General features: G+C 55.1%; 10 protein-coding genes. 3 read left to right on the top strand and 7 right to left on the bottom strand.

What is annotated here, in order from left to right:
- Positions 1-5: 5 nt before the first annotated feature.
- The 5 genes from I6L49_RS09635 to I6L49_RS09615 all read right to left on the bottom strand — a co-directional run bounded on the left by I6L49_RS09635 (position 6) and on the right by I6L49_RS09615 (position 6,749).
- On the bottom strand, positions 6-1,352 hold the full coding sequence (locus tag I6L49_RS09635) for an APC family permease (protein WP_216951449.1): 1,347 nt from the start codon (positions 1,350-1,352) through the stop codon (positions 6-8).
- Positions 1,352-1,618, bottom strand: a complete 267-nt coding sequence (locus I6L49_RS09630) for a hypothetical protein (protein ID WP_021230505.1) — start codon at positions 1,616-1,618, stop codon at positions 1,352-1,354. Before I6L49_RS09630 ends, I6L49_RS09635 begins: the two co-directional genes overlap by 1 nt.
- 537 nt (positions 1,619-2,155) lie before the next feature.
- The gene (locus tag I6L49_RS09625) at positions 2,156-3,505 is read right to left on the bottom strand and encodes an APC family permease (RefSeq protein ID WP_216951447.1); all 1,350 of its coding nucleotides are present in this window, start codon (positions 3,503-3,505) and stop codon (positions 2,156-2,158) included.
- Positions 3,506-3,871: 366 nt separating this feature from the next.
- Positions 3,872-5,161, bottom strand: coding sequence for a 4-aminobutyrate--2-oxoglutarate transaminase (gabT, locus tag I6L49_RS09620; RefSeq protein ID WP_118854129.1), 1,290 nt, complete (start codon positions 5,159-5,161; stop codon positions 3,872-3,874).
- Between the two features lie 124 nt (positions 5,162-5,285).
- On the bottom strand, positions 5,286-6,749 hold the full coding sequence (locus I6L49_RS09615; protein WP_202000731.1) for an NAD-dependent succinate-semialdehyde dehydrogenase: 1,464 nt from the start codon (positions 6,747-6,749) through the stop codon (positions 5,286-5,288).
- 413 nt (positions 6,750-7,162) lie between these two features.
- Between I6L49_RS09615 and puuR the strand changes: the two genes are divergently transcribed.
- Together puuR and I6L49_RS09605 are read left to right on the top strand one after the other, a co-directional pair.
- Entirely contained in the window at positions 7,163-7,765 is a 603-nt protein-coding gene (puuR, locus tag I6L49_RS09610) for an HTH-type transcriptional regulator PuuR (protein WP_216951446.1), read from the top strand.
- 45 nt (positions 7,766-7,810) lie between these two features.
- Positions 7,811-9,088 (top strand): FAD-binding oxidoreductase, encoded by a 1,278-nt coding sequence (locus tag I6L49_RS09605; RefSeq protein WP_033113332.1) that lies wholly within the window; start codon positions 7,811-7,813, stop codon positions 9,086-9,088.
- Between the two features lie 127 nt (positions 9,089-9,215).
- Here I6L49_RS09605 and I6L49_RS09600 read toward each other — a convergent pair whose 3' ends face one another.
- Entirely contained in the window at positions 9,216-9,464 is a 249-nt protein-coding gene (locus tag I6L49_RS09600) for a DUF3297 family protein (RefSeq protein ID WP_005338226.1), read from the bottom strand.
- Between the two features lie 112 nt (positions 9,465-9,576).
- On the bottom strand, positions 9,577-10,005 hold the full coding sequence (locus tag I6L49_RS09595; protein ID WP_216951445.1) for an N-acetyltransferase: 429 nt from the start codon (positions 10,003-10,005) through the stop codon (positions 9,577-9,579).
- A 585-nt stretch (positions 10,006-10,590) separates the two neighbouring features.
- Here I6L49_RS09595 and I6L49_RS09590 point away from each other — a divergent pair.
- Positions 10,591-13,482, top strand: coding sequence for a hypothetical protein (locus I6L49_RS09590; RefSeq protein WP_216951444.1), 2,892 nt, complete (start codon positions 10,591-10,593; stop codon positions 13,480-13,482).
- The last annotated feature ends 79 nt before the right edge of the window (positions 13,483-13,561 follow it).

The following is a 13,561-nucleotide window of genomic DNA, read 5'->3' as shown; positions in this document are numbered from 1 at the left end:
AAGGATCAGGCGTCAGCCGCTTCCTCGTACTGACGGAACGGGATACGGAACACCGCCAGACGCAGGAACAGATAGGTTGCGCCGAGGCCCGCCCAGATCAGGCCCAGCTCCAGCGAGCTCTGCTCCAGGTTTATCCACAGCGCACCGATGGTGGCGGCACCGAGCAACGGCATCAGCAGATAGACGATGTGGTCCTTGAGTGTCTTGTTGCGCTTCTCGCGCACCCAGAACTGACCGATTACCGACAGGTTGACGAAGCTGAACGCCACCAGTGCGCCGAAGTTGACCAGCGCCAGTGCGGTATCCAGATCAAACGACACGGCGGAGAGGGCCAGACCGCCCACCATCAGCACGTTGATGGCCGGAGTGCGGTATTTCGGGTGGATGTAGCCAAACACCCGCTCCGGGATCATGCGATCACGCCCCATCACGTAGAGGATGCGCGACACACCGGCGTGAGCCGCCATGCCGGAGGCCAGTACCGCTACCGTGGTGCAGACCAGCACAACGGACTGGAAGAAGGTGCCGCCAACGTAGAGGGCGATCTCCGGCAGTACCGCATCCGGATGCTGGAAGCGGGCTAGGCTCGGGAAGTAGAGCTGCAGGCAGTAAGAGACCACCACGAAGATGATGCCGCCGATAAGGGCAGTCAGCACGATCGCCTTGGGGATCACCTTGCCAGCGTTCGGCGTCTCTTCGGAGAGGGAGCTCAGACCGTCAAAGCCCAGGAACGAGAAGCAGAGAATGGTCGCACCGGTAAAGAGCGGTACCAGCTGTGCTGACTCGAAGTGGAACGGACGGCTGCTCATCAGGGTGCCAGCCCCTTCACCGTGGTAGATGCCCCACGCCATCAGGCCGATGAAGAGGGTGATGATGGCCAGCTGGATCACCACGATCAGACCGTTGAAGTTGGCCACCAGATTGATGCCGCGCAGGTTCAGGAAGGTCATTACGGTCACCAGACCGAAGATGAACACCCAGGGCTCGACGCCCGGGAACATGGCGGTCAGGTAGATCTTGGCCAGCAGGATATTGATCATCGGCATGAACATGTAGTCGAGCAGGGAGGACCAGCCGACCATGAAACCGACGTAGGGGTTGAACACCTTCTGAGCATAGGTATAGGCAGAGCCCGCAGAGGGGAACTTGCGTACCAGATGTCCGTAGCTGAGAGCGGTGAGCAGGATGCCACCCAGAGCCAGCAGATAGGCGGTGGCGACCCGGCCATCGGTGATGTCACCGACGATGGCGAAGGTGTCGAAGACTGCCATGGGGGTCAGATAGGCCAGACCCATCACAATCACTTGTGTCAGGGTAAGGGTCTTGAGCAGCTTGGCGTTTTGCGATGCCATTACGCTTTCTCCTCAATCAGTGCCGCAGCACGTGCTTGCAACGAGCGCAGGGATACGATGGATTCGCAAGCCTGTACATCAAGGGCGCCGGGGAGGCGCATACCGGGCTGTACCGGCAGGAAAGCATTAAAACGCCCCATTGTTATCCTCTCAACATCGGGAGATTGTTTGGCAATCTCGAATATCACTTCCGGAAACGTTCCGGCCTCTTGTGGTGGGTTTGTACTGCACTTCAAAAATACAAAAACCGATGTCGCAGTGAACATCGGTCCTTTATTGGCGGCGTATTGTGCATTCGGTCAGCCCCCTTGACAAGCAAAAAAGGGCGGATTAACGCATTTTTTTGCATACGCACGGAGCAGGTAAGTGGTCACTCGCCCCCTGCAGCCGTCCCCGAGCCGCTCCCCCTTTTTCGGGGGGGAAGAGAACCCTGTCATGGCGTATGAAAAATCGGCAAATCGGGGCTGCAGGGTGCATAGCGCCTCAACATTGATCCTGATCATATTTGCCGGCGTTCCCCCGGGCTCGAGTCCTGCGAGCTTATCGGCTGGTGGGGGATGGGAGGGGGTGAAGTGGAAAAAAAGTAGTTGCATATCCATTCATATTAATGACTGAGGATAAGAGGCGACGCGGCTCGGGCCATGGCACGGTGAGCGGCCCGGCTGGGTAGTTATTTGAAATCAGTCACACTTCCTGCACAAACCGCATTTCTGGCAACCCGTGCTGCTGGCAACCAGCGCACCGCAAAAACAACAAGGAGCCCGCAGGCTCCTTGTTCTCTATCGGTGGGAGGGGGCCAGCGGTTACTGGGCGATCTCCACCTTGTCGGCGGTATGCAGCGGGATGCGGAACACGGTGAGGCGCAGGAACAGGTAGATGGCCCCCAGCGCCGCCCAGATCAGCCCCAGCTCGAAGGAAGAGGGCTCGAGGTTGAGCCACAGTACCCCGATGCAGGCGGCGCCACAGAGCGGCAGCAGCAGGTACATCAGGTGATCCTTGAGACACTTGTTGCGGCCCAGTTTCACATAGAAGTGGGCAATCACCGCCAGGTTGACGAAGGTGAAGGCCACCAGGGCGCCGAAGTTGATCAACGCCAGCGCCATCTCCAGATCCAGCGACACCGCAGAGAGGGCCAGCAGGCCGACCAGCAGCACGTTGAACGCCGGGGTTTGCCACTTCGGATGGATGTAGCCGAAGAAGCGGGCAGGCAGGGCGCGATCACGACCCATCACGTAGAGCAGGCGCGATACACCGGCGTGGGAGGCGAGCCCCGAGGCCAGTACCGCTACTGTGGTGCAGACCAGTACTACCGCCTGGAACAGCTTGCCGCCGACATAGAGGGCGATCTCCGGCAGCACCGCATCCGGATGCTGGAAGCGGGAGATGTCCGGGAAGTAGAGCTGCAGGAAGTAGGAGGTAGTGACGAACAGCACACCGCCGATCAGCGCCGTCAGCACGATGGCGCGGGGGATCACCCGATCCGCGTCCGGGGTCTCTTCCGACAGGGTACTGATGGCGTCAAAGCCGAGGAACGACAGACAGAGGATGGAGGCCCCCATCAGCAGCGGTGACACCTGGATCTGCTCGGAGAAGAAGGGACGGCTGCTGGCCACGGTCCCCAACCCTTCACCGTTGTGAACGCCCCAGGCGATCAGGCCGATGAAGATGGCGATGATGCTGAACTGCATTACTACGATCAGGCTGTTGAAGTTGGCCACCAGCTTGATGCCGCGCAGGTTGAGGGCGGTCATCACCGCCGCCAGACCTAAGATATAGGTCCAGGGCTCTACGTTCGGGAAGAGGGCTTCCAGATAGATCTTGGCCAGCAGCATGTTGATCATCGGCATGAACATGTAGTCGAGCAGGGAGGTCCAGCCCACCATAAAGCCGACATAGGGGTGAAACACCTTCTGGGCATAGGTATAGGCGGAACCGGCTGACGGGAACTTGCGCACCAGATGGCCGTAGCTCAGGGCAGTGAACAGCATGCCGATGAGGGCAAACAGGTAGGCAGTCGGCACATGGCCTTCGGTGATCTCGGTGACGATGCCGAAGGTGTCGAACACCGCCATGGGGGTGAGGTACGCCAGTCCCATAACCACGACCTGCCACAGTTTGAGGGTCTTTTTCAGACCAACCTGCTGGGCCGCCATTATGCATGTTCCTCATGCAGTGCCAGAGTGGCACGGTCCATCAACGAAACCGGGAGAGAGGCCCGGGAATCAAGGGCGCCAGGGCGGCGCACACCGGCCATGGCCGGTTGGAAAGCATTGAGATGCCCCATGTTGTTCCTCACTAGACTTGGTGTCGGGAGACTGCTGCCAATCTCGCTATCTTTTCCGGGGGTGATCCGGCCTCGTTTATGGGTTTGTTCACTGTCTAAAAAAGAACCGATGCCATTGTTTTACATCGGTTCTTTCAGTGGCGGCGCATTGTGCATTTGCAGGGCCCCCTTGACAAGAAAAAAAGGGGGCAAAATTGCATTTATTTGCACAGGTAAGTGGTCACTTTCCTGCTGGTCAGGCCAGCACGGCCTCCAGTGATTTTTCAAGGAGTTGCAACCCCTCGTCAATCACTGCCGCAGGGGCGGTCAGGGGGGCAAGAAAACGGATGACATTTGCGCGCACCCCGCATGAGAGCAGGACCAGACCGCGTTTGCCCGCCTCGGCCACCAGTCGTTTGGTAAGGTCGGGATCGGGCTGGCTGGCATCACGGCGTTTCACCAGCTCCATGGCCACCATGGCACCGGGGCCGCGAATTTGACCTATGCAGTCAAAACGCTCGGCTATGCGTTCCAGCCCCGCCTTGATCTGCTCCCCCTGATCCAGCGCTTTCTGGTTGAGCTGCTCCTCTTCGATCACCTGTAAAACGGCCAGCGCGGCGGCGCAGGCGATGGGCGATCCCGCATAGGTGCCACCGAGTCCCCCCGGCTTGGCCGAGTTCATGATCTCCGCCTTGCCCACCACCGCCGAGAGAGGGAAGCCCCCCGCCAGACTCTTGGCCAGGGTCATGATGTCCGGCTCGATGCCGGCATATTCGGTGGCGAAGGTTTTGCCGGTGCGGCAAAAACCGCTCTGGATCTCGTCGCAGATGAGCAGAATGCCGTGCTGGTCGCAGACGCTGCGCAGCTTCTGCATAAAGCTCGGGGAGGCGGGATAGAAGCCCCCTTCGCCCTGTACCGGCTCGATAATGATGGCGGCAACGCGGGAGGGTTCTATGTCGGCGCTGAAGCAGAGCTCGAGGGCGTGCAGGGCATCCTCTTCACTTACCCCGAGATAATCGGCGGGGAAGGGGATGTGGTAGACCTCCCCCGGGAAGGGGCCAAAGCCGGTCTTGTAGGGCACCACCTTGCCGGTGAGCGCCATTCCCATCATGGTGCGGCCGTGAAAGCCCCCCTTGAAGGCGATGGTGCCGCTGCGGCCGGTGTGGGCGCGGGCAATCTTGATGGCGTTCTCGACCGCCTCGGCGCCGGTGGAGAGAAACAGGGTGCGTTTCGGCGTCGGGCCGGGCACCAGGGCGTTGAGCTTCTCGGCAAGCTCGATATAGCCCGGGTAGGGGGTGACCTGAAAGCAGGTGTGGCTGAATTTTTCCAGTTGATCGCGCACTGCCGCCACCACTTTGGGGTGGTTGTGGCCGGTGTTGAGCACGGCGATGCCGGAGGCAAAGTCGATGTAGCGGTTGCCCTCCACATCCCACAGCTCGGCATTTTGCGCCCGGTCGATAAAGACCGGCAGCAGGGTGCCAACGCCGTTGACCACGGCCGCTTCGCGGCGCGCTTGCCACGCCTTGTTTGATTCTGACTGACTCATCTTTCCTCCCTGAGGGGCCGCAGCCCCCGATATTCCCTGAAAATGTGGCAGGCGTTTTGGCGCCCATCACCGCCGATCAGCCCATCGGGCCAGCTCGGCGGCGCCTTGTCTCTCTGTTGCAGCCTTAGCGAATGGCGCCAAAGCAGAGGTATTTGGTCTCGAGATACTCTTCCAGCCCCTCGGCTGCCCCTTCCCGGCCCAGACCCGACTCCTTGATGCCGCCAAAGGGGGCCAGCTCGGTGGAGATGATCCCCTCGTTGATGCCGACCATGCCGTATTCCAGCTGTTCGGCGACGCGCCACACCCGGGCGATATCGCGGCCATAGAAGTAGGCGGCCAGGCCATAAGGGGTGTCGTTGGCAATGGCGATGGCTTCGGCTTCCGTCTCGAAGCGCACCAGCGGGGCGACCGGGCCGAAGATCTCCTCCTGCAGGATGGGGTTGGTTTTATCCACCTTGCCCAGAATGGTGGGGCGGTAGAAGAGGGGGCCAGCGGGGTGAGCTTCGCCCCCCAGCAGCACTTCGGCACCGGCGGCGACCGATTGCTGGACCAGCTCGGCCACCTTGCTGGCGGCGGCGGGGTTGATGAGCGGGCCGATCTGGGTGCCCTCACTCATGCCATCCCCCACCTTGAAGGCGGCAACGGCGGCAGTCAGCTTCTCGGCGAAGGCGTCATAGACGCTGGCCTGCACCAGAATCCGGTTGGCGCAGACGCAGGTCTGCCCGGCGTTGCGGTATTTGGAGGCGAGCGCCCCTGCCACGGCGGCGTCGAGGTCGGCGTCATCAAAGACGATAAAGGGGGCGTTGCCACCCAGCTCCAGCGACAGCTTTTTCATGGTGTCGGCGCACTGGCGCATCAGTAGCTTGCCGATGCGGGTGGAGCCGGTGAAGGAGAGCTTGCGCACCACCGGATTGCTGCACAGCTCGTTGCCCACCTCGCTCGCCTGATGACTGGTGACGATATTGATGACACCGGCGGGGATGCCCGCCTGCTCGGCAAGCAGCGCCAGTGCCAGCGCGCAGAGCGGCGTTTCTGCGGCAGGCTTGATGACGATGGTGCAACCGGCGGCCAGCGCCGGGCCCGCCTTGCGGGTGATCATGGCAATGGGGAAGTTCCACGGGGTGATGGCTGCGACCACGCCCACCGGCTGCTTGATGGTGGCCAGCCGGCGATCGCCGCTAAAGCCCGGGATGGTGCGGCCATAGGCGCGCTTGCCCTCCTCGGCGAACCACTGGATAAAGCTGGCGCCATAGGTCACCTCGCCCTTGGCCTCGGCCAGCGGCTTGCCCTGCTCGCAGGTCATGATGCGGGCCAGCTCGTCGCTGTGGGCTGTGATGGCGGCAAACCAGGCGTAGAGCTTGTTGCTGCGCTCCTTGGCGGTCAGCGCCGCCCAGGCGGGTTGCGCCGCGTGGGCGGCCGCGATGGCGCGGCGGGTATCCTCGGCATCCATGTCGGGCACCTGGGTAATCACGGCCCCGCTGGCGGGGTTGGTGACCTCGAAGGTGCGGCCGCTGGCGGCCTCGCACCACTGTCCATCTATATAGGCGCGGGATGTGATCAAGCTGGAGTGGGATGTTGTTCCTGACATGAGAAGCCTCGAGTGTGGGTCAGAGCAGCTGGTTGCCGGAGTGAGCCGACTCTTCCTACGCCGCTGCCGTATAAAATAATAAGCACAGGAAGACCATAATTTGAGCTGAAATGTTTTTCAAGTGTTAAATATATTTGAATTGCTGGGGGGCGCCATGCTAGAAAATGGGCTGTGTAGCGCGCTTTCTCCGGTTCGCTTGCAGGCTACATGTGGGCAGACGACCGGGATATGGTAAATCAGGTGTGCAAAATAATGAACGGCTGTGCTGTGTAACATAGTGAACGGCAAGGGAAAGCTGGTCGGCTATTTTAACCAGCAGGGTAAACAGGCTGCGCCTGATCCGATGCGATCACGTGCAAGCAGGAGAGGCTGATGATGCAAGGATGCAGAGATAGCGCAGCAGGGGGCTTGTCATGAGCGGGCCACAGAGCCGGGAGGGCGTGGCTCGATCGTTGAGTGGGGCTGACGCCGGGGCGCGCACCATGGGGGAACGGCTGGCGGCAGTGCGCCACCAGCTGGGGCTCTCCCAGCGGCGGGCGGCCGAGCTGAGCGGTCTGACCCACGGTGCCATCTGCATGATCGAGCAGGACAAGGTGAGCCCCTCGGTCGCCTCCCTGCAAAAGCTGCTCACCATCTACGGCCTGCCGCTGTCGCGCTTTTTCGCCGAGGAGGAGAGCCGCACTCCGGAGGTGGTGATCAAGGCTGATCAGCTGATCGAGCTGGGCAGTCAGGGGGTCTCCCTCAAGCTGGTGCACAACGGCAACAACCGCCGCCAGCTCGGCTTTATGCTGGAGACCTATCCCCCCGGCACCGACACCGGCGGTCAGGTGACCCATCAGGGGGAGGAGGTCGGCACCGTACTGGAGGGGTCGGTGATCCTGACGGTGGCGGGCCAGAGTTATCCGCTGGAGGCGGGCGACAGCTATGTGATCGACACCGGCGAGCCCCACAGCTTCAGCAATCCGTCGGGGGAGACCTGTCGCATCGTCAGCGCCCACACCCCGGCGAGCTTTTAATCCTGACAGTAGTTTGGCAACCGAACCGGTAAGGAAACAGGGATCATGACCGAACATGTAAACAGTTACTACGCAGCCAGTGCCAATAAACACGCGCCCTACCCGACATTGACCGAGCAGCTGGAGTGCGATGTCTGCGTCATCGGGGCGGGTTATACCGGCCTCTCCAGCGCCCTGCATCTGGTAGAGAAGGGCTACAAGGTGGTGGTGCTGGAGGCCGCACGAGTCGGCTTTGGCGCCAGCGGCCGCAACGGCGGCCAGATCGTCAACTCCTACAGCCGCGACATTGACACCATAGAAGCGAACTGCCCGCCGGATCAGGCCAGGCTGCTCGGTTCCATGCTGTTTGAGGGGGGGCAGATCATCCGCGAGCGGATCAAGCGCTACAACATCCAGTGCGATCTGCAGGAGGGGGGCGTCTTTGCCGCCGAGACCGAGAAGCAGCTGCACGAGCTCAAGGCGCAGAAGGCGCGCTGGGAGAAGTGGGGCAATGAGCAGCTGGAGCTGCTCGATGCCAAGGGGGTGCGCGAGGTGGTCGCGAGCGATCGCTACGTCGGCGCCCTGCTCGACAAGAGCGGCGGCCATATTCACCCTCTCAATCTGGCGCTGGGGGAGGCGGAAGCGATCCGCATCCAGGGGGGGCAGATCTTCGAGCAGTCCGCCGTCACCAGCATTACTCCGGGCCAGCCGGCGTTGGTCAAGACCGCCAAAGGGGCGGTGAAGGCGCGCTTTATCGTGGTGGCTGGCAACGCTTACCTCGGCAATCTGGTGCCGGAACTGGCCAGCAAGAGCATGCCCTGCGGTACCCAGGTGATCGCCACCGAAGTGCTGGGAGAGGAGCGGGCCCGTTCACTCTTGCCGCAGAACTACTGTCTGGAGGATTGCAACTACCTGCTCGACTACTACCGCACCTCCGGCGATCACCGGTTGATCTATGGCGGCGGCGTGGTCTATGGGGCGCGGGATCCGGCGGATATCGAGCGGCTGATCATCCCCAAGATGCTCAAGACTTTCCCGCAGTTGGCCGACGTCAAGGTGGAGTACACCTGGACCGGCAACTTCTTGCTCACCCTGTCGCGCCTGCCGCAATTTGGTCGCATCGGCCCCAATATCTACTACATGCAGGGCTACAGCGGCCACGGTGTCACCTGCACCCATCTGGCGGGCAAGTTGCTCTCCGAAGTGCTGAGTGGTCAGGCGGAGCGCTTCGATGCCTTTGCCAAACTGCCGCACTACCCCTTCCCAGGTGGCCGCCTGTTCCGCATCCCCTTCACCGCCGCGGGCGCCGCCTGGTACACCCTGCGCGATCGGCTGGGGGTATAAGAGCCGCTCTGCGAGAAATGTGGGCTGGTGGGTGCCGCTTAGATAACGCTGACGCCAGCACCAATACCGGAAACAACAAGGCCACCGCGAGGGTGGCCTTGTTGTTTATCAAGCAGCAGCGCGCTGATTAGCTGTAGAAGGCTTCAACGGTGCCTTTGAGCTTGATCAGGATGGGCTGACCACGGCGATCCAGCGCCTTGGGGGAGGGGATCTTCACCCAACCTTCGCTGATGCAGTACTCCTCGACATCGGTGCGCTCTTTGCCGTTCAGGCGAATACCGATCGGGTGCTCGAAGCAGGCGGCCACATAGTGAGGGCTGCGGGGATTGCAGGAGAGGTGATCCGGCAGAGCCGGTTTGGTGCTGGTATCGCTCATCGATATAACCCGAAATGAATAAAAAGTGGGTCATTGTAGAGAATGCCGCCATGGCATTCAAGGCGGCCACAAAACAGGCAAAGCGTGCTCGCCATCGCTATGGGAAACCAGCTTAATCCCGTTGCCAATGCATCACCAGCTCGGGGCGACCGCTATGCTCGCACAACTGCTGCTCACCCTCTTTGAAACCGTTGCGGGAATAGAAGCGCCGCGCCTGCTTATTTTCGGCGTAGACCGTCAACTCGAGTCGATCATATTGGGCTTTGAGGTGTTCGAGCAGTTGGCGACCCAGCCCGTGTGATTGGTGATCTGGGGAGATAAACAGGGCGGCGACAGACCCCTGATACCAGGAGATAAAGCCCAGTAGCTGTCCATCCTCCTCATAACCCCAGCTCTTGCTGGCGGGCAGATAGATGTCCCGCATCGCTGCCCGTTGCTCATGCCAAAAGGCGGCGGGAATAAAGTCGTGGGCTTTTACCGATGCCTGATACCAGAGCTCGACGGCGGCATCCAGAGCGGTTGTTAATAATGGACGGGTCATAGTGGCCTTAATAACAAAGAGTGGAAATAATGCAATGACGTTAGCTCGACACATGTACAGAATTGTACCGGGTGAGCATATATATGAGAACTTGTTTTAATAAAATTTAAATTAATGCTCTCTATAACAGATATATACCAGGAAATATTATTTTATCTTGGTCTTTAGGGTGGGATAAAACAAGAACATGGAAATTTATATACTAAAAAATAAAGCCACCAAAATTAATCGTTTTTGTATATTGCTTAATTGTTTGAATGGGGGGAATGCCACATATCATGACTTGATGAATAAATCATTACCTGTAGCTTAATTAATTATTAAATATCTCTTAACAAATGGGTTTGAGTGTTCAGGGGGATTTAAAATTTGTTATATAACAATTGGTTGTGTTATTCCGCTTGCTTGAGGTGTTAGCAGATTTATTGTGTGGCGGCAATGAATAAAGCGCACGTCAATTTAACCGTTTGAATGGAATTATTTTCATGTATAAATTGATAGGGGCTGTTCAGGTCTCTTTTATATTTGACTTGTTACAGCATAAAACCCTTAATTTTTCATTGGCTTGTTTAAAAAGGATTTGTTATGGATAAGAAAAAGCTTCATGAGTCATTAATGTCAGCTATGCCACAAACTCGCAGGGGATTTTTAACTGCATCATCAATGAGTATCTTGGGATTGGCTGTAAGTGCGGTTATTCCTGCCCCTATAAAGGCCGCCATAAATGCTGTGAGTGGTGATGGAAGGGCGTACTCGATTGAGGATCTTGACAGTATAGATTTTTATGTGCTCAAAAGTAGTAATCCCACGTTGTCTTTGAGTGAGGTTAAATTTGAACAGCTGACTGATGAGGCATTGTATCTCTCGCATGTGATGTTTCAAGAGATAAACAAAGTCCAGTTTAAGAATCAACATTCTGGTCTAAGTGCTGATTTTGGTGATTATCTCAGACCAAATATGTCAGTGTATGATGCCGATGATGGCTTTGATTCAGTTCGCAATGTACACAAGGATTTCTCTCTCTACTTTTCAAAAAATAATGCAGAGTATATCAGTGAATTATTGATGTCAGGCTATAAAGATGAGACGAATGTCAGTGTTACTAATCGACAGGCCTTTAATACGTGGGATATGGTAAAAGCCAATGCGGAGATTAGCAGTGCAGAAAAGGGGGAAGAATATCAAAGGATAATGGACCGACTTTATTCAATCGCTACATACTACTGTCAGAGTAATCGCATAGGTCAATACAAGGGCAGCGGGAAGGCATGGCTTGAAAGGTTGATTCAGCATTATCAGCAAAACGAAAATTTGACTGCCTTGATTAACCAGGTAAATATTGATGGCAATGATACTGGCAGCTTTACGAGTGCCATGCAAATTATTAATAGTACAACCCATAAGGTGCGAGCCCTTAATGCTGCTGTAAATTTCTCCACCCCCGAGGAGGATATTCGTGAGTTTGAGCGAATGATGCATGGCGCGTTATATAATGGTTTTGCAATGAGTCAGTTGTGGGGCAACAGTAACGACCCAGACTCTGTACTTGGCAATCGTTATAACTTTATTAGTGTTGCGCAATTCTTGCAAACAGAAACAGGAGCACAGGCTGCATTCTGGCAACGATTCTTTTCAGATAACTCTGTCAACAGTGTATGGTTAACGCTGAATTCACTAAATATTGGTACATATAAATTAAATAGTGAACAGGCATATGTTATTATTGCTAATGCATATCCAGATTACTTTCATCCTCAAAATCGTGGTGCAACTGATGCATATTTGTCAACACTGATATTTATTCTTGGGGCATCACATTTTTCTTGGGCGGTAGCCACTGATCGAACAGAGGCCGATATTGCATCTATGCTTGGTCTCGCGGTTGCCTTTTCTCAAGCAACGATAGATGTTGCATATCATATTGCTGTTCTACAAACCAGCAAATACATTTTTGGAAGCGCCGAGCCCCTGACTAATGCAATCGTCGATACCATGGGTAAATATAGTCGTTTCTTAGCCAAGGTTACCAAAAAAGGAGCAGCAGTAGTTAATCCTGAATACAAGGTGGTACAGAGCCTGTTTGGAAAATTAGGGATTAATAGTGTCGTCAATAAATGCATGACCGCACTAGCAGTTGCTGGTGCTGCATTGGCGGCCTTTAACCTAGTTAAAGCAATCCAGAGTGGTGATAAAGTAGAGATTATTTTTGCATCGATTGACATGTTGCTGGCGGCTGGTTCCTTGTATCTCGTGACTCTTGGTGGAATGGCTGCGGGTCCTATTGGTATTGTCTTTGCCGTCTTTGCCATTATTGTCATTATAGCAAAATGGCTCTATTCACTCTTTCATAAGCCAGCTCCAACCCCGACATTGATCCAGCGTTATACTACAGAGGTAATCAAACCAGAGGGGTTGGAGCACGCTGATGCAGGAAGCATGCTATGTAAAGCTAATACAGCATATGGAGTGAAAATTTGTAAGCTTGACTCAAAGACAATCAATACTGACTGGGTGAATATGCAAAATTTAGGTGTAGCATCCAGTGAGTATACAGAAAAAAATGCACTGGTTACTTCTCGCATTACAGGTCGAATATATAACTTTTCTACATTGAGTGGGGGGCTTCCTTATTGCAAAACAGCAGATTTTTTTGCTAAAGGTACTAATCTTAAAATTAGTGGAGCACGAGATGGCAAGAAAATTGGCGTCGCAGCAGTAGAGTCGGTCGATTCACGTGGGCAATCACAGTCACTTATTTTGGCGAAAAAAGAGATGTTGGATGATTGTTCGCTATATTGGACAAAAGATACTAATGGCGTTCGTGCCATAGAGATTGACTTTAATAGTAGTCATATAGTTAATTTGCCAGAAAATGAGGCAGGCCGAAGAGACTTCTGTTATGATATTATGGCAGTCAATGGCCAACGAGACTGTATCTTTATAATTCTTGCCAAGTTTGGTATATACCAATTTAAGAATGGTGAGATGACTACGATTAGCAAGGATTACGATCTGGTTTCTAACCAACGAGATCTATCATCCGATCTATTTTATGCAACACCAACAGGATTGACAACTGGTGATGTTGTAAATGTTTTCTATAGTATTACGGAACGAAATCAATATTCAAACGACATAGTAAGAACAATCCATTTTCATTACATTTTGCAAAGGGATATATATGGTGACTATAGTGATTTCTCGCTAATAAATACGACAACACATGAAGGAAAAAGCCAATACAATGTAATTGGTTATGCTGGTTTTCATTATAATAAGGACGATGGTCTGGGGTTGAATCCTCGCATCGACTTTATTCGTATCAGGCCTGATGGAACCGCCATTAGATATGAACGTCATGGTTCCATTATCACTCCTGGTGAGGATAATAATGGAGTTACCGGACTTCAAAATGGTGTTGAGTTCATTGTTCCGGATAATGGATTAAGCTCTTTATATAAAAATGCATTAATGTAAGTAATTTGTGTTTATTTAAATTGGAAAGTCCTAGGTTAATTCTCTTGGGACTTTTTTAATTGCTGTAGTTGATAGTATT

Origin of the sequence: Aeromonas sp. FDAARGOS 1419 (assembly GCF_019047045.1) — a bacterium.
GTDB classification, from domain to species: domain Bacteria; phylum Pseudomonadota; class Gammaproteobacteria; order Enterobacterales; family Aeromonadaceae; genus Aeromonas; species Aeromonas veronii.
Note: the sequence above shows the minus strand (reverse complement) of the source record. Positions and strands in the feature narration are given on the sequence as shown.

Excerpts from the sequence above, each read along its gene's own strand:
- I6L49_RS09635 (WP_216951449.1), bottom strand. The coding sequence starts at position 1,352 with ATGGCATCGCAAAACGCCAAGCTGCTCAAGACCCTTACCCTGACACAA.
- I6L49_RS09630 (WP_021230505.1), bottom strand. The coding sequence starts at position 1,618 with ATGTTCACTGCGACATCGGTTTTTGTATTTTTGAAGTGCAGTACAAAC.
- I6L49_RS09625 (WP_216951447.1), bottom strand. The coding sequence starts at position 3,505 with ATGGCGGCCCAGCAGGTTGGTCTGAAAAAGACCCTCAAACTGTGGCAG.
- gabT (WP_118854129.1), bottom strand. The coding sequence starts at position 5,161 with ATGAGTCAGTCAGAATCAAACAAGGCGTGGCAAGCGCGCCGCGAAGCG.
- I6L49_RS09615 (WP_202000731.1), bottom strand. The coding sequence starts at position 6,749 with ATGTCAGGAACAACATCCCACTCCAGCTTGATCACATCCCGCGCCTAT.
- puuR (WP_216951446.1), top strand. The coding sequence starts at position 7,163 with ATGAGCGGGCCACAGAGCCGGGAGGGCGTGGCTCGATCGTTGAGTGGG.
- I6L49_RS09605 (WP_033113332.1), top strand. The coding sequence starts at position 7,811 with ATGACCGAACATGTAAACAGTTACTACGCAGCCAGTGCCAATAAACAC.
- I6L49_RS09600 (WP_005338226.1), bottom strand. The coding sequence starts at position 9,464 with ATGAGCGATACCAGCACCAAACCGGCTCTGCCGGATCACCTCTCCTGC.
- I6L49_RS09595 (WP_216951445.1), bottom strand. The coding sequence starts at position 10,005 with ATGACCCGTCCATTATTAACAACCGCTCTGGATGCCGCCGTCGAGCTC.
- I6L49_RS09590 (WP_216951444.1), top strand. The coding sequence starts at position 10,591 with ATGGATAAGAAAAAGCTTCATGAGTCATTAATGTCAGCTATGCCACAA.